This is a genomic window from Achromobacter sp. MYb9, from assembly GCF_002975275.1.
Lineage (GTDB): Bacteria > Pseudomonadota > Gammaproteobacteria > Burkholderiales > Burkholderiaceae_B > Achromobacter.
The window spans coordinates 22,669-46,029 of record NZ_PCOQ01000028.1; the positions used below are offsets into that span (position 1 = coordinate 22,669).

The 23,361-nt window shown below is 61.3% G+C and carries 24 protein-coding genes and 1 tRNA gene; 14 read left to right on the plus strand and 11 right to left on the minus strand.

Annotated features, from left to right (window positions below; genetic code table 11):
* Nucleotides 1-121: 121 nt before the first annotated feature.
* The gene (locus tag CQ050_RS26840; RefSeq protein ID WP_105559886.1) at nucleotides 122-1,447 is read left to right on the plus strand and encodes a solute carrier family 23 protein; all 1,326 of its coding nucleotides are present in this window, start codon (nucleotides 122-124) and stop codon (nucleotides 1,445-1,447) included.
* A 403-nt stretch (nucleotides 1,448-1,850) separates the two neighbouring features.
* A complete protein-coding gene (gene greA / locus CQ050_RS26845; RefSeq protein WP_025139566.1) occupies nucleotides 1,851-2,327 on the plus strand; it encodes a transcription elongation factor GreA in 477 nt (158 codons plus the stop codon).
* A 129-nt stretch (nucleotides 2,328-2,456) separates the two neighbouring features.
* On the opposite strand, the gene CQ050_RS26850 is transcribed toward greA, so the two are convergent.
* Nucleotides 2,457-3,059, minus strand: coding sequence for a YhbY family RNA-binding protein (locus CQ050_RS26850; protein ID WP_105559887.1), 603 nt, complete (start codon nucleotides 3,057-3,059; stop codon nucleotides 2,457-2,459).
* Between the two features lie 18 nt (nucleotides 3,060-3,077).
* Here CQ050_RS26850 and CQ050_RS26855 point away from each other — a divergent pair, with 18 nt between their 5' ends.
* From CQ050_RS26855 to CQ050_RS26875, 5 genes are all read left to right on the plus strand, one after another.
* Nucleotides 3,078-3,710: an RlmE family RNA methyltransferase gene (locus tag CQ050_RS26855; RefSeq protein WP_006222881.1), complete on the plus strand. Its 633-nt coding sequence runs from the start codon at nucleotides 3,078-3,080 to the stop codon at nucleotides 3,708-3,710.
* Between the two features lie 219 nt (nucleotides 3,711-3,929).
* A complete protein-coding gene (ftsH, locus tag CQ050_RS26860; protein WP_105559888.1) occupies nucleotides 3,930-5,819 on the plus strand; it encodes an ATP-dependent zinc metalloprotease FtsH in 1,890 nt (629 codons plus the stop codon).
* A gap of 18 nt (nucleotides 5,820-5,837) precedes the next feature.
* Nucleotides 5,838-6,683, plus strand: coding sequence for a dihydropteroate synthase (gene folP, locus CQ050_RS26865; RefSeq protein ID WP_105559889.1), 846 nt, complete (start codon nucleotides 5,838-5,840; stop codon nucleotides 6,681-6,683).
* Nucleotides 6,680-8,023 carry a phosphoglucosamine mutase gene (gene glmM, locus CQ050_RS26870; protein WP_105559890.1) on the plus strand — a complete coding sequence of 448 codons (1,344 nt, stop codon included), beginning with the start codon at nucleotides 6,680-6,682 and terminating at the stop codon, nucleotides 8,021-8,023. Before folP ends, glmM begins: the two co-directional genes overlap by 4 nt.
* A 214-nt stretch (nucleotides 8,024-8,237) precedes the next feature.
* A complete protein-coding gene (locus tag CQ050_RS26875) occupies nucleotides 8,238-9,044 on the plus strand; it encodes a GNAT family N-acetyltransferase (RefSeq protein ID WP_105559891.1) in 807 nt (268 codons plus the stop codon).
* A gap of 185 nt (nucleotides 9,045-9,229) precedes the next feature.
* Here the strand turns inward: CQ050_RS26875 and ppx are convergent, their stop codons facing one another.
* Nucleotides 9,230-10,717, minus strand: coding sequence for an exopolyphosphatase (gene ppx, locus CQ050_RS26880; protein WP_105559892.1), 1,488 nt, complete (start codon nucleotides 10,715-10,717; stop codon nucleotides 9,230-9,232).
* Nucleotides 10,718-10,936: 219 nt separating this feature from the next.
* On the opposite strand from ppx, the gene ppk1 reads away from it, so the two are divergent.
* The 6 genes from ppk1 (at nucleotide 10,937) to CQ050_RS26910 (ending at nucleotide 17,449) form a co-directional block, all read left to right on the plus strand.
* Entirely contained in the window at nucleotides 10,937-13,012 is a 2,076-nt protein-coding gene (ppk1, locus tag CQ050_RS26885) for a polyphosphate kinase 1 (protein ID WP_105559893.1), read from the plus strand.
* A 218-nt stretch (nucleotides 13,013-13,230) separates the two neighbouring features.
* Entirely contained in the window at nucleotides 13,231-14,271 is a 1,041-nt protein-coding gene (gene pstS, locus CQ050_RS26890; protein WP_105559894.1) for a phosphate ABC transporter substrate-binding protein PstS, read from the plus strand.
* 158 nt (nucleotides 14,272-14,429) lie between these two features.
* Complete coding sequence (gene pstC, locus CQ050_RS26895; RefSeq protein WP_035212374.1) at nucleotides 14,430-15,446, plus strand: phosphate ABC transporter permease subunit PstC; 1,017 nt, start codon at nucleotides 14,430-14,432, stop codon at nucleotides 15,444-15,446.
* A gap of 26 nt (nucleotides 15,447-15,472) precedes the next feature.
* Complete coding sequence (gene pstA, locus CQ050_RS26900; protein WP_105559895.1) at nucleotides 15,473-16,327, plus strand: phosphate ABC transporter permease PstA; 855 nt, start codon at nucleotides 15,473-15,475, stop codon at nucleotides 16,325-16,327.
* Nucleotides 16,328-16,375: 48 nt separating this feature from the next.
* Nucleotides 16,376-17,152 (plus strand): phosphate ABC transporter ATP-binding protein PstB, encoded by a 777-nt coding sequence (gene pstB / locus CQ050_RS26905; RefSeq protein WP_105559896.1) that lies wholly within the window; start codon nucleotides 16,376-16,378, stop codon nucleotides 17,150-17,152.
* A gap of 220 nt (nucleotides 17,153-17,372) precedes the next feature.
* Nucleotides 17,373-17,449: transfer RNA gene (locus CQ050_RS26910), tRNA-Pro, on the plus strand.
* 120 nt (nucleotides 17,450-17,569) lie between these two features.
* On the opposite strand, the gene CQ050_RS31355 is transcribed toward CQ050_RS26910, so the two are convergent.
* The 9 genes from CQ050_RS31355 to CQ050_RS26950 form a co-directional block, all read right to left on the minus strand.
* Nucleotides 17,570-17,788, minus strand: a complete 219-nt coding sequence (locus CQ050_RS31355) for an AlpA family transcriptional regulator (protein ID WP_105559897.1) — start codon at nucleotides 17,786-17,788, stop codon at nucleotides 17,570-17,572.
* A 67-nt stretch (nucleotides 17,789-17,855) separates the two neighbouring features.
* Complete coding sequence (locus CQ050_RS26920; protein WP_105559898.1) at nucleotides 17,856-18,080, minus strand: hypothetical protein; 225 nt, start codon at nucleotides 18,078-18,080, stop codon at nucleotides 17,856-17,858.
* A 12-nt stretch (nucleotides 18,081-18,092) separates the two neighbouring features.
* Nucleotides 18,093-18,248: a hypothetical protein gene (locus tag CQ050_RS30910; protein WP_158266085.1), complete on the minus strand. Its 156-nt coding sequence runs from the start codon at nucleotides 18,246-18,248 to the stop codon at nucleotides 18,093-18,095.
* A gap of 692 nt (nucleotides 18,249-18,940) precedes the next feature.
* Nucleotides 18,941-20,191 (minus strand): DUF1173 family protein, encoded by a 1,251-nt coding sequence (locus tag CQ050_RS26930; RefSeq protein ID WP_233214320.1) that lies wholly within the window; start codon nucleotides 20,189-20,191, stop codon nucleotides 18,941-18,943.
* Between the two features lie 41 nt (nucleotides 20,192-20,232).
* Complete coding sequence (locus CQ050_RS26935) at nucleotides 20,233-20,730, minus strand: hypothetical protein (protein WP_146121065.1); 498 nt, start codon at nucleotides 20,728-20,730, stop codon at nucleotides 20,233-20,235.
* Nucleotides 20,731-20,816: 86 nt separating this feature from the next.
* The gene (locus CQ050_RS30915; RefSeq protein WP_158266086.1) at nucleotides 20,817-20,963 is read right to left on the minus strand and encodes a hypothetical protein; all 147 of its coding nucleotides are present in this window, start codon (nucleotides 20,961-20,963) and stop codon (nucleotides 20,817-20,819) included.
* A 37-nt stretch (nucleotides 20,964-21,000) separates the two neighbouring features.
* Nucleotides 21,001-21,381 carry a hypothetical protein gene (locus tag CQ050_RS26940; RefSeq protein WP_105559902.1) on the minus strand — a complete coding sequence of 127 codons (381 nt, stop codon included), beginning with the start codon at nucleotides 21,379-21,381 and terminating at the stop codon, nucleotides 21,001-21,003.
* Between the two features lie 21 nt (nucleotides 21,382-21,402).
* Entirely contained in the window at nucleotides 21,403-21,756 is a 354-nt protein-coding gene (locus CQ050_RS26945) for a hypothetical protein (RefSeq protein ID WP_105559903.1), read from the minus strand.
* A gap of 757 nt (nucleotides 21,757-22,513) precedes the next feature.
* Nucleotides 22,514-22,939 (minus strand): hypothetical protein, encoded by a 426-nt coding sequence (locus tag CQ050_RS26950; RefSeq protein WP_105559904.1) that lies wholly within the window; start codon nucleotides 22,937-22,939, stop codon nucleotides 22,514-22,516.
* 72 nt (nucleotides 22,940-23,011) lie between these two features.
* On the opposite strand from CQ050_RS26950, the gene CQ050_RS26955 reads away from it, so the two are divergent.
* Nucleotides 23,012-23,272, plus strand: a complete 261-nt coding sequence (locus CQ050_RS26955; RefSeq protein ID WP_105559905.1) for a hypothetical protein — start codon at nucleotides 23,012-23,014, stop codon at nucleotides 23,270-23,272.
* Nucleotides 23,273-23,361: the final 89 nt, after the last annotated feature.

Sequence of the window (23,361 nt, forward strand, 5' to 3'; positions counted from 1 at the left end):
GGTTGGATTTCGGGGTTTCCACTAATACGGCATTCTGGCGGCGAACTTAAACGTTGCCGCCCCTTCGCGGCCCCATTTACACTGGCGCCCGCTCATACCCAACACCTATTTTGGGAAACCCATGTCCAATTCCTATTTTCCGCGCTGGCGCCTGGCGGACGACGCCGAGCCGGGCGTCATCATCGCGCCCGATGAACGGTTGTCGTGGCCCAAGAACATCGCCATGGGCGCGCAGCACGTGGTGGCCATGTTCGGTTCCACCGTGCTGGCGCCGCTGCTGATGGGTTTCGACCCTAATGTCGCCATCCTGATGTCCGGCATCGGCACCCTGATCTTCTTTCTGTTCGTCGGCGGCCGGGTGCCCAGCTACCTGGGTTCCAGCTTTGCCTTCATCGGCGGGGTGATCGCGGTTACCGGCTACGCCGGCGGCGGCGCCAACGCCAATATCGGCGTCGCCCTGGGCGCCATCATCGCCTGCGGCCTGGCCTATACGTTGATTGGCGTCATCGTGTGGATCGTCAACGCGCGCGCCGGAGGCGGCGCCAATTGGATCGACGCGTTGATGCCGCCGGTCGTGACCGGCGCGGTCGTGGCCGTGATCGGCCTGAATCTGGCGCCCATCGCCGCCAAGGGCGCCATGGGCACATCCGGGTTCGACGCCTTCATGGCGCTGGTGACCATCGTCTGCGTGGGCGGCATCGCCGTTTACACGAAGGGCATGGTCCAGCGCCTGCTGATCCTGGTCGGCCTGATCCTGGCTTGCGTGGTGTACGCGGTGCTGGCCAACGGCATGGGCATGGGCAAGCCCATCGACTTCTCCGGCGTGGCGGCTGCCGCCTGGATCGGCCTGCCGCATTTCGCCGCGCCGGTCTTCAAGGCCGAGGCGATGGGCCTGATCGTGCCGGTCGCCATCATCCTGGTGGCCGAAAACCTCGGACACGTGAAGGCGGTCAGCGCCATGACGGGCCAAGACCTGGACCGCTATCTGGGCCGCGCGTTCGTGGGCGACGGCGTGGCCACGATGGTCTCGGGCGCCGTGGGCGGCACCGGCGTCACGACCTACGCCGAAAACATCGGCGTGATGGCCGTCACCCGCATCTATTCCACGCTGGTGTTCGTGGTGGCGGCGCTGATCGCCGTGGTGCTGGGCTTTTCGCCCAAGTTCGGCGCGTTGATCCAGACCATCCCCGCGCCCGTCCTGGGCGGCATGTCAGTCGTGGTGTTCGGCCTGATCGCCATCGCCGGCGCACGCATCTGGGTCGTCAACCAGGTGGATTTCAGCGACAACCGCAATCTGATCGTGGCGGCGGTCACGCTGGTGCTTGGCGCGGGCGACTTCACCATCAAGCTGGGCGACTTCATGTTGGGCGGCATCGGCACCGCCACCTTCGGCGCGATCATCCTGTACGCCTTGCTGCGCCGCAAGAAGCCCGCGGCGGCGGTCTGATCCCGGCGGGGCGATGCCCCGCGCGGGAAGACCACGGCGGCGACGAGCCTCGGGAATACAAAAAACTATCAGCAAGTATCTTTTACGCAACGGCCTGGCGTGCGCGTCAGGCGCCGTTGCTGGATAAGCAAAGGGATCTTTAGGGAAACCGCCTGTTTTAGCGGGTTATAGCGGTGAAATGCGCCGAAAAGCACGTTTTCTGCCGTGGCTTGCAATTCCCGTGGACTTTGACCACAATATGACCTTGATTGCCCCGGTTCCGACCCGAGCCGGGGTTTTGTTTTGGTCGTCCGCGCCGCAGGCTCTGCCCAAAAGGCACCCAGCCGCATGCGCGCGCCCGGGTAACGACCTTCACCGAGAACGCTCCGTCGGGGCGTTTTTCTACTTTTGTTTGGGAAACGACATGTCTGCCATTCCTTTGACCGTGCGCGGGGCCGAGCGCTTGCAAGAAGAGCTCCAGCGGCTGAAAACCGTGGAACGTCCTGCCGTGATTAACGCGATCGCCGAAGCGCGTGCGCAGGGTGATCTGTCGGAAAATGCCGAATACGATGCCGCTCGCGAGCGCCAAGGTTTCATCGAGGGCCGGATTGCCGAACTCGAAGGTACGCTTTCCAATGCCCATCTGATCGACCCGTCTTCCCTGGAAGCCGAAGGCCGCGCCGTGTTTGGCGCTACCGTCGACATCGAGGACCTGGACTCGGGCGACCGCGTGACGTACCAAATCGTCGGCGACGTTGAAGCCGACATCAAGTCGAACCTGATTTCCGTGTCCAGCCCGGTGGCGCGCGCGCTGATCGGCAAGAGCGAAGGCGATGTCGTCGAGGTCAAGGCCCCGGCTGGCGTTCGCGAGTATGAAGTTCTGGGCGTGCGTTACATCTAACGCATCAACCCAAGCAGTTAGCTGTCAAAACACCATAAACCGAACGCTGCGTTCGTCTGGATTCCGCGGTACATTCGCGGATCGCTATGGTGGACCGGGCGCGTAAAGCGCCCGTTTTTGTGCCCGGCCTTACCTTTTCGTCGTCTTGCGGCTGGTGCCGCTGCGTGCCCCGGCCCGAAGGCTGAGCGCACTGCCGGCGCGGCGAGGAATGCCGTGGCTGCTGTCGGTGGCGCGTTTGTTGCTGGGACGCATGGGCTTGCCGTTCTTATTCAGCTGGTCCTGCGGCACGAAGCGGGTTTTGGCCGGCTTGGGCTCTTCGGACTCGCTGCGGCGCGGACGCTTGCCAAGTGTCTTGCCTTCGGCGGCCAGCTTCTTGGGCGTGTACGGTTCCGAGGCGCGGCGCTTGGCCGGGGCTTCGGGCTCTCTGGCGGCCAGTGCGGCGGGCTTGACGTTGCCGGCCAGCGGGCGGAAAAGAATCAGGGTCTTGCCCAGGTGATGCACCGGGGCGCAAGACAGAGTGTCGCAAATCGTCGACAACATGGTGTCGCGGGCCTCGCGGTCGTCGCCACCGGCGCGTACCTTGATCAGGCCGTGCGAAGACAGTGCCAGGTCGATTTCCTTGAGCACGGCTTCGGTCAGGCCGTTGTCGCCAATCAGGACGACGGGGCGCAGGGGGTGGGCGGCGGACCGAAGGTCGCTGCGCTCACGAGAGGTAAGTTCTAATATAGGCATGCGTGGAATTGTACGGTAATGGCCAAGAATAAATTCTCTAAAGACTGGATTCACCAGCACATCAACGATCCCTATGTGAAGCTGGCGCAACAGAAGGGCTATCGGGCCCGGGGCGCTTTCAAGCTGATCGAGCTTCTGGACAACGAAAAGTTGCTCCGCCGGGGAGACCTGGTCGTCGATCTGGGTTCGTCGCCCGGCAGCTGGTCCCAAGTGGTGCGAGAGCGCCTGACGGGGCCGGGCGGCATCGTGGACGGACGTATTATTGCGCTGGACATGCTTCCCATGGAGCCCATCGCGGGCGTCGAATTCATCCAGGGCGACTTCCGCGAAGATGAAGTTCTGAAACAATTGGAAGACATGGTCGGATCGCACGCCGTGGACCTTGTTATTTCAGACATGGCCCCCAACTTGTCAGGCGTGGGGATTGCCGACGCCGCGCGCATCCAGCATGTGTGCGACCTGGCGATGGAATTTTCCCGCGCTCACCTCAAGCCCGACGGCGTGCTGATCGTCAAGGCTTTCCACGGCAGCGGTTTTTCGCAGATCGTGCAAAGCTTCAAGCAGCACTTCAAGCGGGTGGTCGAGCGCAAGCCGAAGGCATCAAGGGCCAAGTCCTCTGAAACCTTTCTGGTTGCCCGCGATCTGAAGTAACCCCGGGCCGGGGTATGTTTCTCCGGAACCCCAAAAAAACGCTACCTGCTTGGCGAGACAACGACCTAAAAAATCACGAATCAGACGTAAATACACGGGCCCCAGGGATCCCAGGACGCAATCGGGTCCAACAGGGTAGAATGGGCTATTGACATACTTGTGACTGTGCCATATGCGGGTGCGCGGTCGCCGGTCGGAATCGAAAGCAGGAGATCGACCTTGAATAATTCATTTTCCAAAGTCGCTGTCTGGATGGTGATAGCCCTTGTGCTATTTACCGTCTTCAAACAGTTCGACGGACGCGCTCAGACCCAGGACGGCGTGACCTACACGCAGTTCATGGACGACGCCAAGGCGGGACGTATCCGCAAGGTCGACGTTCAGGGCGACGTGCTGTACGTCACCCCGGACGCGGGCCGCGCCTATACGTTGACTTCGCCGGGCGACCTCTGGATGGTCTCCGATCTGCTGAAGTACGGCGTGCAGGTGTCGGGCAAGCCGCGCGAAGAGCAATCGCTGCTGATGAGCATCTTCGTGTCGTGGTTCCCCATGCTGCTGTTGATCGGCGTCTGGGTGTTCTTCATGCGACAGATGCAGGGCGGCGGCAGGGGCGGTGCGTTCAGCTTCGGCAAATCGCGCGCCCGCATGCTTGACGAAAACACCAACCAGATCACCTTCGCGGACGTCGCCGGTTGCGACGAAGCCAAGGAAGACGTCCAGGAACTGGTCGACTTCCTGCGCGACCCCAGCAAGTTCCAGAAGCTGGGCGGTCGTATCCCGCGCGGCGTGCTGATGGTCGGTTCGCCCGGTACCGGCAAGACGCTGCTGGCCAAGGCCATCGCCGGCGAAGCCAAGGTGCCGTTCTTCAGCATCTCGGGTTCGGACTTCGTTGAAATGTTCGTCGGCGTGGGCGCGGCCCGTGTCCGCGACATGTTCGAAAACGCCAAGAAGCATGCGCCTTGCATCATCTTCATCGACGAAATCGATGCGGTGGGCCGTCAGCGCGGCGCCGGCCTGGGTGGCGGCAATGATGAGCGCGAACAGACCCTGAACCAGATGCTGGTTGAAATGGACGGCTTTGAATCCGGCCAGGGCGTCATCGTGATCGCCGCAACCAACCGTCCCGACGTGCTGGATCCGGCGCTGCTGCGTCCGGGCCGTTTCGACCGCCAAGTGGTTGTGCCGCTGCCCGATATCCGTGGCCGCGAGCAGATCCTGAAGGTCCACATGCGCAAGGTTCCGCTGTCGCCTAACGTCGACGCGACCATCCTGGCGCGCGGCTGCCCCGGTTTTTCGGGCGCCGACCTGGCCAACCTGGTCAACGAAGCCGCCCTGTTCGCCGCGCGCCGCAATGGCCGCACGGTGGATATGTCCGACTTCGAAAAGGCCAAGGACAAGATCATCATGGGCGCCGAGCGCCGCTCGATCGTCATGCCCGAAGAGGAACGCAAGAACACCGCGTACCACGAGTCCGGCCACGCGATCGTTGCACGTCTGCTGCCCAAGACCGATCCGGTTCACAAGGTCACCATCATCCCGCGTGGCCGTGCGCTGGGCGTGACGATGCAGTTGCCTGAAACCGACCGCTACAGCATGGACAAGGGCCGCTTGCTGTCCACCATCGCCGTGCTGTTCGGCGGCCGCATCGCCGAAGAACTCTTCATGGACCAGATGACGACGGGCGCCTCGAACGACTTCGAACGCGCCACCGCCATCGCCCGCGATATCGTTACGCGCTACGGCATGACCGACGAGCTGGGACCCATGGTCTACGCCGAGAACGAAGGCGAAGTGTTCCTGGGCCGCAGCGTCACCAAGACGACGCACATGTCCGAAGCCACCATGCAAAAGGTGGACACCGAGATCCGCCGCATCATCGACGAGCAATACCAAGTCGCGCGCAAGATCCTGGAAGACAATCGCGACAAGGTCGAAGTGATGACGTCCGCGCTGCTCGAATGGGAAACCATCGACGCCGACCAGATCAACGACATCATCGAGGGCCGTCCTCCGCGCCCCCCGAAAACGCCGCAAGGCCCGTCCGATTCGACCGACACGCCTCCCAGCACCGGTCTGGCGGCTGGCGGCAGCACGGCTGCAGCAGTCTGAGGTTTTTTGTCCTGAGTTATGGCAAATAACTTCCTTTGCGGGCGCTTCGAGTTTGATCTCGAGCGCCCGCTTGTCATGGGTATCGTCAATGTCACGCCGGATTCCTTTTCCGACGGCGGCCAGCACGACGATACGGACTCCGCGGTGGCGCATGCGCGCCAACTCATCGAAGAGGGCGCCCAGATCCTGGACCTGGGCGGCGAGTCCACGCGCCCCGGCGCGCAGCCGGTGTCGGTAGCCGACGAATTGAGCCGGTTGTTGCCCGTGATCGAAGCGCTGCGCGACTGCGGCGTGCCCTTGTCCATCGATACCTTCAAGCCGGAAGTCATGCGCGCCACGCTGGATGCGGGCGCCGACATGATCAACGACATCTACGGATTCAGGCAGCCCGGCGCCATCGAGGCCGTGTCGCAATCGCGTTGCGGGCTATGCGTGATGCACATGAAGGGCGAGCCCCGCACGATGCAGGCCAGCCCCCCGGAGTACACCGATTTGATCGGAGAGATCGGCCTGTTCCTGGGCGCGCGGGCGCAAAAGCTGCGCGCGGCGTGGGTTGATCCCCGCCGTATCGTGCTGGACCCGGGGTTCGGTTTCGGCAAAACCGCGGACCAGAATTTTCAATTATTGCGCCGGCTGTCCAGCCTGCGCAGCACGGGTTATCCATTGCTGATCGGCCTGTCGCGCAAGACCATGATCGGCCAGGCCACTGGCCGGCCGGTCGGCGACAGGCTGGCCGGCAGCATTGCCGCTGCCCTTGCCTGTGTGTCCCGGGGGGCCTCCATCGTGCGCGTGCACGATGTGGCCGCCACCGTGGATGCCCTTAAGGTATGGCACGCGGCCGAACAAGGAGCAATCAGTTCATGATTCGACGCAAGTATTTTGGTACGGATGGAGTGCGCGGAGAAGTCGGCGGTCCGGTGATCAACGCCGAATTCGCTCTGCGCCTGGGCTATGCGGCTGGCCGTGTGCTGGCGCGCGAGCACGCCGTGCGCGGCGGGACGCGTCCGCAGGTCGTGATCGGCAAGGACACCCGTATTTCGGGCTACATGCTGGAATCCGCCCTGGAAGCGGGCTTGTCCGCCGCAGGCATCGATGTGCTGCTGGCCGGCCCCATCCCGACGCCCGCCGTGGCCTACCTGACCCGGGCGCTGCGCCTGGTGGCGGGCATTGTCATCAGCGCTTCGCACAATCCGTACCAGGACAACGGCATCAAGTTCTTCTCGGCTCAAGGCATGAAGCTGCCCGACGAGATCGAGGCTGATATCGAAGCCGCCCTGGACGAGCCCCTGGGCTGCGTCGCCTCCGAGGGCCTGGGGCGCGCGCGCCGTATGTCCGATGCGCAGGGCCGGTACATCGAATTCTGCAAGAGCACGTTCCCCAACGATCTCGACCTGAACGGCATGACGATCGTGGTGGATGCGGCCCACGGCGCCGCTTACAACATCGCTCCCCACGTGTTCCGGGAATTGGGCGCCGAAGTGCATGCCATCGGCGTACATCCGGATGGCTTCAACATCAACAAGGGCGTGGGTGCCTTGCACCCCGAGATGCTGGCCAAGGAAGTGAAGGCCCGCGGCGCGCAGTTGGGCATCGCGCTGGACGGCGATGCCGACCGCCTGCAGGTGGTGGACGGCGAAGGCCGCATCTACAACGGCGACGAGCTGCTGTACGCCATCGTTCGCGAACGCATGCAGCGCAACAAGGTGGATGGCGTGGTCGGCACGCTGATGACCAACTTCGGCTTCGAGCGCGAAATGGAACGCCTGGGCGTGGGCTTTGAGCGCGCCAACGTGGGCGACCGCTACGTGCTGGAGCAGATGCAATCGCGCGGCTGGCTGTACGGCGGCGAAAGCTCCGGCCACCTGCTGTGCCTGGATTGCCATTCCACCGGCGACGGCATTATCGCGGCCCTGCAGGTATTGACCGCGCTGCGCCGCAACAACGCGTCGATGGCCGAGTGGGTGGGCGATCTGCGTATGTATCCGCAGAAGATGATCAACGTGCCGCTGGCGCCTGGCCAGGACTGGAAAACCCATGCCGGCCTGACGGCCGCGCGCAAGGCGGTCGAGGCCGAACTGGGCGGCCGCGGCCGTATCCTGATCCGCGCTTCGGGCACTGAACCGAAGCTTCGGTTGATGGTGGAAGCCGAGGATGAATCCCTTGCCGTTTCCTGCGCCGAGAAGCTTGCCGCCAGCCTGCAATAGGCCCGACAAGTCGACCGGGACGAAAGCCACCCACCGTTAGCGGGGGTGGCTTTTGTGTATTCGCGCCCCGGCGTTCAATTGTAAAGTTTTGTCGAGATTTGCCTAAAGTTGACCCATCTTCCCCGAACTAAACTTCATAGTCACGTAACATATTGGTCAAGTCTTTGACATACAGGGCGTCCACACTGACTGGACTCTCTAGGAGCTTCGCGCAATGCTGGAACTAGCACGCATCAACCCAAGCCGTAATCCCGCCGAACCGTTCACGGGCATCACCCCGAAGGTGCTGGCGGTCGGACTGGCGCGCACGGCTGAAGAAATCGAGCAGATTCAGCGTCTGCGTTACGACGTCTTCACTGAGGATATGGGGGTCGTGTTTCCGGACGCCCAAGACGGTATCGAACATGATCGTTTCGATCCCTTCTGCGAACACCTGATGGTCCGCGAAATGGATACGGGCCGCATTGTCGGCACGTACCGGATCCTGACGCCTGAAAAGGCGCGGGAGGCGGGCGGGTACTACTCGCAATCCGAATTCGATCTGTCCGGCCTGGGCGCGATCCGCGACAACCTGGTCGAAGTCGGCCGTTCGTGTACGCACGCCGACTACCGTAACGGCGCGGTCATCATGCTGCTGTGGTCCGGCCTGGCCGAATACCTGCGGCGCGGCGGTTACGAATACGTGCTGGGCTGCGCAAGCGTCAGCCTGCGCGACGACGGCGTCACCGCCGCGGAAGTCTGGCGCACGATATCCAAGCACCTGCCGCTTGAGAACGAACCGCGCGTGGTGCCCCTGCACCGGTATCCGGTGGAAAAGCTGAACAGCACGTTGCCTGCCCGCGTGCCGCCGCTGATCAAGGGTTACCTGAAGCTGGGCGCCAAAGTATGCGGCGAACCCGCCTGGGACCCGGATTTCAACGCCGCGGACTTCCCGGTGTTGCTGAAAATGGAACGCATGGACGAGCGTTACCGCCGTCACTTCGGTCTGGATCAACCCGCGGCCCTCAACGGCCAGCGCTGATCATCATGCGCCGCCTGATCCGCCGTATGAAGATCAGACTGATACGGCGGGCCACGCGGCCCTTGCGCATGGAGCTAAAACGGCTTCATCGCGAGACGGATTTGTCGCCGTTCTAATAAAAAAACGGGCGATGGCTTTGCGGCCATCGCCCGTTTTCCTGTGCGCGCCGGTTCAGCGCGCCGGGATCAGAATTCCAGCACTTCGAACGAAAAACCGACCTTGTTCCATTCCGCTTCTTCCGCGCGCAGCGTGAAGTCGCTTAACGGGTGCTGGGCCAGCCATTCGCGGTTGACGCGCACGACGATGGAGTTGTCGCGGACCGAAGCGGTCAGCGGCAGCGGTTCGATCTCGCCGCGGCGGCGGAACAGCAGGACGGCCAGCCGCAGGCTAAGGATGGCCTTCCATTGGGGACGCGTGCGGATCAGCGGTTCCAGCTTGGTCAGCTTGCCCTGATGACCCAGCGCCAGCAATGCCAGCAACTGCTGATCGGCGCGCGAAAAGCCCGGCATGTCGGCGTTTTCCAGCACGTACGCGGTGTGCTTGTGATACGCGTTGTGCGCGATCGACAGGCCCACTTCGTGCAGGTCGGCCGCCCAGCCCAGGGCCGGGCGTAGCTCGGCGCGTTCCGGGCCCTCGGGGAACATGGCGTCGAACAGCGTCAGCGCGGCGTGGCGCACGCGACGGGCCTGGTTCAGATCGACGTGGTAGCGCTTCATGAACTGGCGCACCGATTCATCGCGCTTGTCATGCTCGTCGTCACGCCCCAGGAGGTCGTACAACACGCCCAGGCGCAGCGCGCCGTCCCCGGTGTGCATGACCTCGATGCCGAGTTCATCGAACAGCGCGGTCATGATGGCCAGTCCGCCGGGCAACACATCGGACCGTTCGATCTTGATGCCGGGCAGTTCGGACGGGATGACCCGGCCGGAACGCACGATGCGGTCTTTCAGCTTGGCCAGGCCCGCGCGGGTAATGCCGCGGTCGGAAAAGCGGCTTTCCGTCAGGATCGCGAACAGCGCCTTGGCGGTGCCGGAAGAGCCATAGGCCTCTTTCCAGCCCATCTTGCGGTACTGCTTGGCGATGACTTCGATCTCGCGCCGCGCGGCCAGTTCGGCCTGCTTCATCTGGTGCGCATCCACCACGCCGTCCGAGAAGAACTGGCGGCTGTAGCTGACGCAACCCATGTACAGCGACGACATCAGGCCGGGTTCGTGGCCTTTGCCAATAATGACTTCGGTGGAGCCGCCGCCGATATCGATGACCAGCCGCTTGTTGGGCGACGGGGGCAGGGTGTGGACCACGCCCGAGAAGATCAGGCGGGCCTCTTCGCGGCCGGCAATGACCTCGATGGGGAAGCCCAGGGCGGCTTCGGCGCGCGGCAGGAAGTCCCGCGTGTTGCGGGCAACCCGGAAAGTATTGGTGGCGACCGCGCGAACGCGATTGGGGTGGAAGCTGCGCAGGCGGTCGCCAAAGCGCTCCAGGACGGCGATGGCGCGCTCGATGGCGTCGTCGCCAAGGCGTTTCTCGGCGTCAAGGCCGGCGGCAAGCCGGACGGTTTCCTTGAGACGATCGATCTGGTAGATCTGGGGCGTACCGTCCTGTTGAACGATGCGTCCGATGGAGAGGCGGAAGCTGTTGGACCCGAGGTCCACCGCGGCCAGAAGTTGATCCATGCGGCTCGTAATATAGGCTTTGAGGTGGCCTGATTATAGAGACCCCATGTGACAGTGCCCTGAGCTACGGGTTTTCGCTTATGGAACATGGGCTTGCGAGAAAAGGCCTGTGCGCTATATGTCCCGAATTTGGCGTACGCTACGGAATTGCCGCTGTGTCATAGAACCGTCACTTATTTGCAGTAAAACTCCACGCTCCCCCTACGTATGGAATCCGGTATGCCCACACGCCCGCCTGGCGAGCCCTTGCTCATGAATCGTGAGTTGTCGCTGCTCAAATTCAACGACCGTGTGCTGGCGATGGCGGAAAATCCGAAGACGCCTTTGCTGGAACGGCTGCGCTACGTGTGTATCGTCAGTTCCAATCTGGACGAATTCTTCGAAATCCGGATCTCCAGCCTGAAAGAGCAGCAGCGCCAGTCTCCCAATTTGGTCGGCCCGGACGGCATGACGCCTGACCAGGCGTTCGAAAACGTCCAGCAAGCCGTGCACGCCCTGGTGGCGCGCCAGTACAACCTGCTGAACGACGAGATCCTGCCGGCCATGCAGGCCGAAGGCATCACGCTGCATCACGCGTCCGAATGGAACGCCGAGCAGCAGCAGTGGGCGCGCGACGTGTTCAACCGCGACGTGATGCCGCTGCTGACCCCGATCGGGCTTGACCCGGCGCACCCGTTTCCCCGGGTCTACAACAAGAGCCTGAATTTCATCGTGTCGCTGGCGGGCGCGGATGCGTTTGGCCGTCAGGCGTCGATCGCCGTGGTGCAGGCGCCGCGCGCGCTGCCGCGCCTGATCAAGATGCCGCCCGCGCTCTCCGGCCACCCCGAAGGCTTCATCCTGCTGACGTCCTTGCTGCGGGCCTTCGTGGGCGAACTGTTCCCGGGGCTGGAGATGCTGGGCTGCTACCAGTGGCGGGTCACGCGTAATAGCGACCTGTTCGTGGATGAGGAAGAAGTCACCAATCTGCGCCATGCGCTGCAGGGCGAGTTGTCGCAACGCAATTTTGGCGCTGCCGTGCGGCTGGAAATCGACAAGCTGACGCCCGTCGAGCTGGAAACCTTTCTGCAACGCGAGTTTTCGCTGACCGCCCAGGACACCTACCGCGTGCCAGGGCCGGTGAACCTGTCGCGCCTGATGCAGCTGTGCAATTCGGACCTGCGTCCCGACCTGCTGTTTCCGGATTACCGTGCCCCGGTGCCGGCGCCGTTTGACCGCGTGGGCGACAAACCGTCCGAGCTGTTCGAGGCCGTGGCCGAGCAGGACCGGCTGCTGCACCACCCGTACCAGTCATTCCAGCCCGTCATCGATTTCCTGACGGCTGCCGCGCTGGACCCCGACGTGATGGCCATCAAGCAGACCATCTACCGCACCGGCGAGGATTCCGAGCTGATGAAGATCCTGCTGGCGGCCGCGCGTGCCGGCAAGGAAGTCACGGTGGTGGTGGAACTGATGGCGCGCTTTGACGAGCAGACCAACATCAACTGGGCGTCCAAGCTCGAAGAGGTGGGGGCGCATGTGGTGTATGGGGTCGTCGCGCACAAGACGCATGCCAAGATGGCGGTGGTGCTACGCCGCGAGAACGGCCGTCTGCGCCGCTATGCCCACCTGGGCACGGGCAACTACCACCCCCGCACGGCCAGGCTGTACACCGACTTCGGGCTGCTGACCGCGGACCCGAAACTGTGCGAGGACATGGACAAGGTCTTCGCGCAGCTGACCGGGCTGGGGGCGCGCCGCTCGCTCAAGGCGTTGATGCAGTCGCCTTTCACCATGCATGACGGCATGGTGGCGTTGATCCGCGCCGAGGCCCGGGCGGCCAAGGCCGGCAAGCGTGCCCGCATCATGGCCAAGATGAACTCGCTGCTGGAAGAGCAGGTCATCGAAGAACTCTATAAGGCCAGCCAGGCCGGCGTGAAGATCGACCTGATCGTGCGCGGCGTGTGCGCGTTGCGCGCGGGCGTGCCCGGGCTGTCCGAGAACATCCGGGTGCGTTCCATCGTGGGACGCTTCCTGGAGCATTCGCGGGTGTTCTATTTCTACGCGGACGGCGAGGAAACGGTTTACCTGTCGTCGGCGGACTGGATGGACCGCAATTTCTTCCGCCGTGTGGAAATCGCGTTCCCGATCTACGACAAGACCTTGAAGAAGCGCGTCATCGACGAGGCGTTCACTTACGCGCTTCGTGATAACCAATTGGCATGGCAACAGCAGCCTGATGGCGATTACGCCAGGGTCAAGAGCCGTCGCGAGCCCTTCAACCTGCACCTGTACCTGATGCAGAAACTGGGCGTGTAACGCCTTGTCTTGTCACACAGGGAATTGTCCCTGAATATCGCGGCCGCCCCGGTTTCCAGGGCGGCCGCGGTGTTTTTGGGGATGAAAACGGTGTCGTATGAAGCGTATGTGACTGTCACTATCCTGTCACGTTGGGCTTCTAAGATGCGAGGGTCGCTGAAAGACAGGCACCGAAAAAGCCTGACCAGACTCCTCCAACGAGCACAGAAGGAACCCTGATGTTCAAACGTGTCTTCAAGCAAGTTTCCCTGGGCGTCGCGCTGAGCGCCGCCGTGTTTGCCGTCCAGGCTGCCGATGTTACCGGCGCCGGCGCATCGTTCCCGTACCCGATCTACGCCAAGTGGGCGTCCGACTACAAGGCTGCCACCAACAACGCGGTCAACTACCAGTCGATCGGTTCCGGCGGCGGCCAGCAGCAGATCATCGCCAAGACCGTCGATTTCGGCGCCTCGGACGATCCCATGAAGGCAGCTGACCTCGAAAAGAACGGCCTGCTGCAATTCCCGGCCGTGATCGGCGGCACCGTGGCGGTTGTGAACGTCGACGGCGTTGCGCCGGGCAAGCTGAAGCTGTCGGGCCCCGTGCTGGCCGACATCTTCCTGGGCAAGATCAAGAAGTGGGACGACAGCGCCATCAAGGCGCTGAACCCCGACGTCAAGCTGCCCTCGGCCGACATCATCGTCGTGCACCGTTCGGACGGCTCGGGCACCACCTTCGGCTGGACCAACTACCTGTCCAAGGTGTCGGCTGACTGGAAGTCGCAAGTCGGTGAAGGCAAGGCCGTCAAGTGGCCCACCGGCCAGGGCGGCAAGGGCAACGAAGGCGTCGCCGCCTACGTCGGCCAGCTGAAGAACTCGATCGGCTACGTGGAATACGCCTACGCCAAGCAGAACAAGCTGGCCTGGACGCAGCTGCAAAACAAGGCTGGCAAGTTCGTCCAGCCGGAGCAGAAGGCATTCGCTGCCGCGGCCGCCAACGCCGACTGGAAGAGCGCGCCGGGCATGGGCGTGGTCCTGACCGACGAGCCGGGCGACGATTCGTGGCCCGTCACCGCCGCAACCTTCATCCTGATCCACAAGTCGCAAGACAAGCCGGCTCAGGGCAAGGCCGTGCTGGAGTTCTTCGACTGGGCGTTCAAGAACGGCGCCAAGTCGGCTGAAACGATGGACTACGTGCCGCTGCCGGAAGCCGTTACCAAGGAAATTCGCGCTGCTTGGGGCGAAGTGAAGGCTGCCGACGGCAAGGCCGTCTGGAAGTAAATGGGTAAAGCGCGGGAAGGAGCCCGCTAAGCAAGCGGCTCCCCAACGCGCGCAACCCGTCAAGCAGCCGCCCCTGGTTTTCTGCCAGCAGAAGATAAGGGGCGGTCTGCCGCAAGACCTCCCGTTGTTCCCCCAGGTTACCTAAGGAAAGTCCATCCATGAGCGCGGTAATGGATAATAGTGTGCCGCTTTCGCCCAGCGTGGCGGACTCCGTGACTACCGGCACGCCTTCGCCTATGAAGCAAAATAAAAATGCGCTGATGGATGCGCTTTTCAAGAATCTGACCCGCCTGTTCGCCTTCCTGGTGTTCATTCTGTTGGCGGCGATTCTCGTATCCCTGATTTACGGCAGCCGTGAATCGCTGGCCAAGTACGGCCTGTCGTTCCTGTGGCTGAACGATTGGGACCCCGTCAACCAGAACTATGGCGCCGTGGTGCCGATCATCGGCACGCTGCTGACCTCGGCCATCGCGCTGATCATCGCGGTGCCGGTGTCGTTCGGCATCGCCATCTTCCTGACCGAACTGTCGCCGACCTGGCTGCGCCGCCCGTTGGGCACTGCAGTGGAAATGCTGGCGGCGATCCCGTCGATCATCTACGGGATGTGGGGCCTGTTCGTTTTCGTGCCGGTGTTCCAGCAGTACGTGCAGCCGTTCCTGATCGCCACCCTGGGCAGCGTGCCCGTCATTGGCGGCATCTTCGCCGGTCCGCCGTTCGGCATCGGCATCTTCACGGCCGGCCTGATCCTGTCCATCATGATCATCCCGTTCATCGCCGCGGTGATGCGCGACGTGTTTGAACTGGTGCCCGCGATGCTGAAGGAATCGGCCTACGGCCTGGGCAGCACGACGTGGGAAGTGATGTGGCGCGTGGTACTGCCGTTCACCAAGTCGGGCGTCATCGGCGGCATCATGCTGGGCCTGGGGCGCGCGCTGGGCGAGACGATGGCCGTGACGTTCGTGATTGGCAACGCCTTCAAATGGTCGGGCTCGCTGTTCTCTCCGGGCAACTCGATCGCGTCGGCCCTGGCCAACGAATTCAATGAAGCGGGCGGCATCCAGAAGTCGGCGTTGCTGGAACTGGGCCTGATCCTGTTCCTGATCACGACGATCGTGCTGGCCCTGGCCAAGGTCCTGCTGGTTCGCCTGTCCGCCGGCGAAGGCAAGAAAACCTGACCCGCCGCGAGCACAAGGAAAAGATCATGGCTGTATCCGTACTCAATATGCAGAATGGCATCTACCGCCGGCGCCGCGTGGTCAACCGCATCATGCTTGCGGTGTCCCTCGGAACGCTGGGGTTCGGCCTGTTCTGGCTGTTCTGGATCATTCTGACGCTGCTGACCAAGGGCGCACCCGCGCTGTCGTACACGCTGTTCACCGAGATCACCCCGCCGCCCGGGCAAACCGGCGGCCTGATCAACGCGATCTTCGGCAGCGTGGTGATGGCGGGCGTGGGCACGCTGATCGGCACGCCGGTGGGCATCCTGGCCGGCACCTACCTGGCCGAATACGGGCAGCGCGGCTGGCTGGCGCCCGCGACGCGCTTCCTGAACGACGTGCTGCTGTCGGCGCCGTCGATCATCATCGGCCTGTTCATCTATGCCGTGTATGTGGCGCAGGTGGGGCACTACTCCGGCTGGGCCGGCGCGCTTGCGCTGTCGATCCTGGTGATTCCGGTGGTGGTGCGCACGACCGACAACATGCTGCTGCTGGTGCCCAACAGCCTGCGCGAAGCCGCGGCGGCGCTGGGTTGCCCCAAGTGGCGCATGATCACGCTGGTGTGCTATCGCGCCGCCAAGACCGGCATCATCACCGGCGTGCTGTTGGCCATTGCCCGGATCTCGGGCGAGACCGCGCCGCTGCTGTTCACCGCGCTGTCCAACCAGTTCATGTCGTTCAACATGAATGCGCCGATGGCCAACCTGCCGGTCGTGATCTACCAATACGCCGCCAGCCCCTTCAAGGACTGGAATGACCTGGCCTGGGCCGGGGCCACGCTGATTACGTTGCTGGTGCTGGGCATCAACATCATTGCCCGCAACATGTTCCGCAAGTAAAGATCGCTGTGCCGGCGCGCATGGCGCGCCGGAGCCAAGGGAAGAGAAATGGAAAACACCGCTACCGCCGTCAAGAACAAGATCGAGGTCAAGAACCTGAACTTCTACTACGGCAAGTTCCATGCGATCCGCAATGTGAACATGTCGATCCAGGAGAAGAAGGTCACGGCCTTCATCGGCCCGTCGGGCTGCGGCAAGTCGACACTTCTGCGCACGTTCAACCGCATGTTCGAGCTGTACCCCGGCCAGCGCGCCGAGGGCGAAATCATGCTGGACGGCGAAAACCTGCTGACCACCAAGACCGATATTTCGCTGATCCGCGCCAAGGTCGGCATGGTGTTCCAGAAGCCCACGCCGTTCCCGATGAGCATCTACGACAACATCTCCTTCGGCGTGCGTCTGTTTGAACGCCTGTCCAAGGGCGAGATGGACGAACGCGTGGAGTGGGCGCTGAGCAAGGCTGCGCTGTGGAACGAAGTGAAGGACAAGCTGCACCAAAGTGGCAACAGCCTGTCGGGCGGCCAGCAACAGCGCCTGTGCATCGCGCGCGGCGTGGCGATCAAGCCCGAAGTGCTGCTGCTGGACGAACCGTGCTCGGCGCTGGACCCCATTTCCACCGCCAAGATCGAAGAGCTGATCGCCGAACTGAAGAACGACTACACGGTCGTGATCGTGACGCACAACATGCAGCAGGCCGCCCGTTGCTCGGATTACACCGCCTACATGTACCTGGGCGAGCTGATGGAATTTGGCCAGACCGACCAGATTTTCGTGAAGCCGTCGCGCAAGGAAACCGAGGACTACATCACGGGCCGTTTCGGCTGATCGCATACCGGATCGTCCCTTGATGCAAAACGGCGCGCCTGACTGGCGCGCCGTTTTGCATTGGGCTGACCGGGATCGGTCATTCGCCAGAAGCCATAATTAATTTAGGCTTGAACTATATGGGTGCCAATCAGGGGATGGCCGGAAGGGGGAGGGCGAATGGCGTCCTAGGCGGGGTGATTCCCGGGCCGGGCGGGATTCTGGTATAGTTGCCACCCTTCGGGGCGTAGCGCAGCCTGGTAGCGCATCTGCTTTGGGAGCAGAGGGTCGTGAGTTCGAATCCCACCGCCCCGACCAATAAAATCAAGGGCTTACGTGTTCATCGCGTAAGCCCTTGTCCATTTCTCCGGCACCAAGGGTACACCTATATGTACCCTGCCGATTGCGTGTTGATGTGCGTCGCCTTCCGGACGACGGCTAGCGCTCAGCGACCCAGCGGTCGATCTCCGATGCGACCCAACGCGACGCGCCGTCAATCTTTCTTTGGCGGGGGAACTGTTCAAGCTTGATCAGCGCGTAAATTTTGCTCTTCTTGAGGGAAACGACTCTCTCGACGTCAGTCAATCGATAGAGCCTGTCACCGGTAGGTGTAGGTGTTGCGCTCGGGGCAGTAGGGGTGTTTTGTAGGCTGTGCATCCAAGAGTCCTCGAGTGCCTCATGTCGATTGGAGCGTTCAACGCTCCCGCCACTCGGCTCGGAATTGTTAGGTGTGATGTTCACCGGCGCGACGGTCGCTCTTTAACGCCAAAAGTCCGACTTCCAGTTTGAACACCAAAGCAATGATTGCGAATGCGATCCCGCCCAATGCCGCGTCGCCCTTGATCACGGTATAGGCCGCTAAGACCGTAGACAGGATGCAGGTTGCATACGAAGCAAGGGAAGCCAGCTCGGCGGCGTGGGTTTCGAGCGAGGCAACGAGTTTTTTCATTAGCTTGCTCCTTCAGAGCTTGGACAGAAGAACGGAGTAGGCGAAATAGCCGAACCCGATAATGGCTTCGCTCAGCACCAGGATCCAGGCTGCCCGCGTTTTCGTCACGAGTGCGTATCCCACTGTGCCGACGAACACCAGGGCGAAAACTCCATAAATACCGGTCATTCCGCTGCCCTCATTTGGATAGCCCAAGCATGCGAGAGAAGACGGGACTGCATTCAGGTTGTCCAGAGGCGCAGGAGTAATAAATCACCCCCACTGCCGTGAGCCCAATACCGATACAGAGTACGGTGCATATCAGCATTTCCCGCCTGGTCTGCGCGCGCATGGCGCGATTCTGTAAGGCCATGGCCGATAACAAAAGCGGAAACAAGATAGTAAAAGTGAGCACGCTCATCGGCTCCAAGAGAAGTTCAGTAGGGAGCGGTCGGGGTCATTGCTTATCCATTGCGCGGGGACGGAGCGATAGACATACGAGTCCTGGGCCGGGGCCAGGCCAGCCGTACGTGCCAGGTGCCTGGACCGGCTACAGCCACAGAAGGAAGTAGGTCGTCACCGCGAAGATGGCGCAAACACCGAGGTCGCGCACAACCCCCCTTCGGCCCGCGGTAGCAATGGAGAAGACCGGCATCAACGCAGCGGTCAAGACAGAGAAGCCTGCAAAGAGGCGTTCCATCCCGATCTGACTCGACTCGGGGAATGAGCCCGAATTTAGAAGAATTCCCATCAGAACCGTGGTAATCAGGGCTGCGAAAAATACGAAGCCGCCTCTGGACGAACCACGAATGCCGGCGTTCACTATTCCGCAATCGACACGCCTACGAGAAAGCAAAGACCGAGAACTGTTGTGTGCTGCATCATTGCCCTTCCCGTAGTAGGTTGATCGGCGGGGGAAATTCTGGGACGGGATCCCCGATTGAGGCGTTCCATGCCCACCAGCCATCCTTTCCGTATGTCTCGTCGTAGTGCTGGCCCTTTTCAGCTTTGCGCGCCAAGTACTCGGGCGCATTCATGCCCCACACCTCCAGCGGTGCTGGCGTGTGCCTGTCGCGCAACCAAAAGTCCGGAAACGCCGCGTCCTCGCCGGCATCAAATCGGAGCGGCTTCTCGAACCGACGCTTTTCCGCGACGAGCTTGTCCGCAACCAGAGCCTCGAAGCCCGAATCGACCGGGATCCAGTCACGCGTGGTTTGCATGAGGGCGATATCGACGACCTGTGCGCGCATGCTGCCTCCGGAGGACTTGGGCGGATCCGTCTGTACGATGGCGATGACGGCATTTCCTGCCCGCCAAGAGTCGATCTCTCGCGCAAAGCGGCGTTCTAAGGGGTCCCAGACGTTTTCATCAAGGTTTAGATACGGGATGCCGTGAAATCCCGCGATGGGCAGTGTGGCGCTGCCGTCCATTCCTTCTTGATGCTGCGCGAGCGGTGCCACTACAACCAAGCGCCGTCGTTGGGTGACCGCGTCCAAGGCTTTGGCTTTATTGTGACCAGCTTGGTGTCCGGCCGCTGTGGGCGTGGCGATCACAAGGTTTTGGGCCAGTCGAACACGTCCCGCGTAGGTGGTCATTGCTGAGCGCATCAAGTGGTAATGCACCACACCTAGATTGCGCTTTCCTTCCATGCCTGGCGACCATGCGTGCAGCCCAGCCTGCGTCCAAAGAAAGTGCAGGAGACCGAGCAGTGTCATGCTGGCTTGGCCGGTTCGCGGGCGCGTCGCGGGCATCGACGGCGCGGGGGCCGAAGAGGCGTCTCCTTCTTCTGGGGCTGCTGTCGCACGCTGTTGAAGCCCGACCTTCAGCTTAATCTTGACCGCGCCGTCGTCGAGTTCCTGAACCACGCCGCGTCGGTAGGAACCAAGACCGGACATGGTCGGATCTACACCGTAGTAAACGCAGTCTTCGCTGTGCTCCGATCCTGTCTCCGGGAAGCGGGCGAGGTGGAAGCGGTCCGAATTGGCGCGGCTGTGGATCGAGAGGCGTTTTTCACCTGCGCCGGAACACGTGCAACGTACGTCTGCCTTGCCATGTGCCATCAACAGTACGCGTTTCCAGCCGTCCTTGAACTGATCAGCCGTTTGAAACTCCGACGAGTACGGTCGGGTCATTCCGGCTAGCGTGACCTCCACGGCGTATATCTTTCGATCCATCAGTGGCCCCCCATCATGTCGATCACCCCGTGCACGATCAAGCCGAGAATCCCCATGACGATGGAACCGTGCATAACGGCCACAGCGATCTGTTGATAGATGTCCAGTCCGCTGAAAGAGCCGTACGAAACGTACAGGGCGACGTTAGCGACAAGGAAAATCACCAGACCCGCAATCAGCGTGACGTCAAGACAGAGCAAGAACGCTGCCTTACGCTCTGATGCGCCAGGCGCTATCGGGGCCTCCCTTTCCCTCATGCCATAGCTGACCAACCCGGCCCAACTAGCGCATGCGACGCAGATTAGTCCCACGCAGACAGCTCCCCAGAACCGTCCGCCTAGGGACACCAGCCACAGCACAGTTGCCCATTCTTGAATTAGCTTTCCAACCGTCGCCAGCACCACGACGATCGAGACCAGCCCCATTGCGACCTTTATCGCGGACGAAGCCATTAACGTGCTGTTTGGATTTCGAAGAGTGGGCTGTTTCTTGTTCAAGATGTACTCCATTTTTCAGACGACCAGCCTTTCCCGATGGAGGGGAGACGTAGCCGACCAAGACAAAGATTGGCTGACCCCTTCTGCTACTTCCGCTCGACCGCGCAAAATGTGCTGCTTACGTAGGGCTGCTTGTAGCAATCTTCTTTGGCGGAGGAGTAAAGCTCGTACAGCGCGTAGCCGACGGCGAAGATCGCGATTGCGATTCCCCAGATAATCATGTGCTTTTTCATTGTGTTTCCTGAGTGAAAGGAGGTCCGCTTGGCGCACTCATGTCGCGCGCGAGCGGTACCATTTGCGGCAGACCAAGATGCCTCTCGTCAGCATGGAAATGCCCCTTGTCAGCATGGATATGTAGACGGATATCGAGACAGCAGCCGAAGAGAGCGCCAACATCCCAAGGATGCCGTTGTTAATGAACAGTGCCTCTGTGCTAGCGCCTGTTGGGTCTATCTTCAATCCGGCCAACAGGACGATTGCGCCGGTGAGCGGGGCCAGCGCCGGCTGCTGCATCACCCAGGCGTAGATTTCCTGGCCGTGCAAGGCGGTTATGGCAAAGGAACCAATGCCCACTGTCACCACGAATATGCCGATCAATAGGCAAATTTGTATGTAAAGACCGGTGGCGAGGCCACCGATAAATCTATCCATGTGCCCTCCAGGGTCGACCGTTCATATCAGCGGACTCCGCAGCTTTGAGAGTTCCGAGGCGCGTGCGTAGACAGCTTTCTTCCCGCCGCGCAATCCTGCGACCGTCGACATCAACGCAAGGGCGATCTGAAGTGGGGCATCCAGCAGGATGGCCAAGAAGGCCTCCTGGTACGCTTGGACGATCGGTACATCATGGCCATGCGCGTGCCACATGGCTGTGCCGAAAATGGTCAGGACTACAAACGCAAAAAAGTGCACTGCGGCGCTTATCGCCCAAGCCGTCGCCCATCGCACGTTAGTGGCGCGATTTCCGTCAGCCTGACTGCACAAGTGATACTTGATGTTGAAATCGTGCTTCCTCTGAAGAACGTCCATTTGTTGTAGACCTCCAGGAAATGGAGAAATTTTCCATCCGGATCGGAGCGCTCGCCTTTCATAGTGTTTAGCAGCTAAACACTGGGAAAATTCTGATGAACGCCGATTCGGATGCCGCCGCCGAGATACCACAACGTTGGCGGCTTCCTGCCGACTTGCACGGCGCAGGCAAGTTGAGACCCTGCCCGGTGTTCGCCCAACACGTTATTCGCCACGTGGGGCATGTCCTACTTAGGCGCTCGCGTGAAAGTTGGAGCCCCGCGTTGGCGGTTCGTCCGTTTCACTAGGGAGACTTCGAAATGGTTCCGTCCCCGCACGAGATCAATGCGCCCGCCAGGCTCAGCACCTGGCCGGATTGGTACGTCAGCGCTGTTGCTAACGAGCTTCACGGGCCTCGTCTGGCGCATTGATTCTTGCCGCTTGTTTTTGTCCCTGGGGCCTCTCAATGTTGCGGCCGACTCCCCTTCTGGCACCAGCGCGAGCGCAGATGCAGGACGAACTAAAGGTTCAGTTGTTAAAGAGCGCAACCCAAATTTGGGTGTGTGTGAAGATGATAACCCGTAAATAAACGTTGTCAACCCAAATATGGGTTTATCAGGGAGTCGCAAGCCCAGTCGGATTTCTATGGAACAAAATGATATTGTTTTTATATTTTGATACGTGGGGGCTAAATTTTTTGCGCAAGTAGCCGTTTCTACCTATATCCAAATAGTAGACAGTGGCCCCAGTCGTGTGTTCGATCCGCCATTGCGGGGATCTATGCGCGGCGCTTGGAGGATTCCCCTTTTTTAAGCACTGTCTGGCGTTCCGCTTCCGCATAGCGGTCTATGTCGTTCAGAACGAGCTGTTGGAACGCTGGGTTGAGACTGCGAAAGGTGAGAATCAGCGCCTGTTCCTCTTCGGAAAGCGCTGACGTCACCTCTCCATCATCTTGACCGAGAGATGGCAATCGCGCTGGGTCCAGCCCTTCTACAAACAGTTGCCACAAATCTAGCCCGAAAGCCCGTGCGATTTCCGCAACGCTTTCAACTCCCGCACTACCCTCAGCGCGGCGGACACGGTCCACCGTCGACCGCGTTAAGCGGCCATTCGTTTTTTTCTCCAGTGCAGCGTTCGACAAACCAGCGCTGCGCATCAGCTGGTCCACGTTCGCCCCGACGATTTCTGTAGCTTTTTTTGCCATACCGCACTATGCCGCGCAGGCGCGCAGATATGTGGGTTGAAATAACCCAAATATGGGTTAGAATCCAAATCTATGAGCGAACTTCAATTTTTCGACCGAGTGCTGGCCCGTCTCCGCGCCGTCCCATACACCGAACTGCAGACGGTTGCGGACGCTACACACGTGTCTCTTAGCAATCTTCGGAAGATTCGCTATGGCGAGGTGAAGAATCCCGGAGTGCAGACAGTGCAGGCTCTGGACGACTACTTCGTCAGGATAGACGGCACTGGCGATCAACATTTTCAAACCTCTGACTCCAGTCAGTCGTCCGACCTGCCCGCCAAGAAAGTCTAGGTGGCACGGAACTCTGCTGGTGTTTAGCAGCTAAACAGGGGATTTTCGTTGGCTGCTCTGCACCGTACCTCACAACACAAGAGGGAATG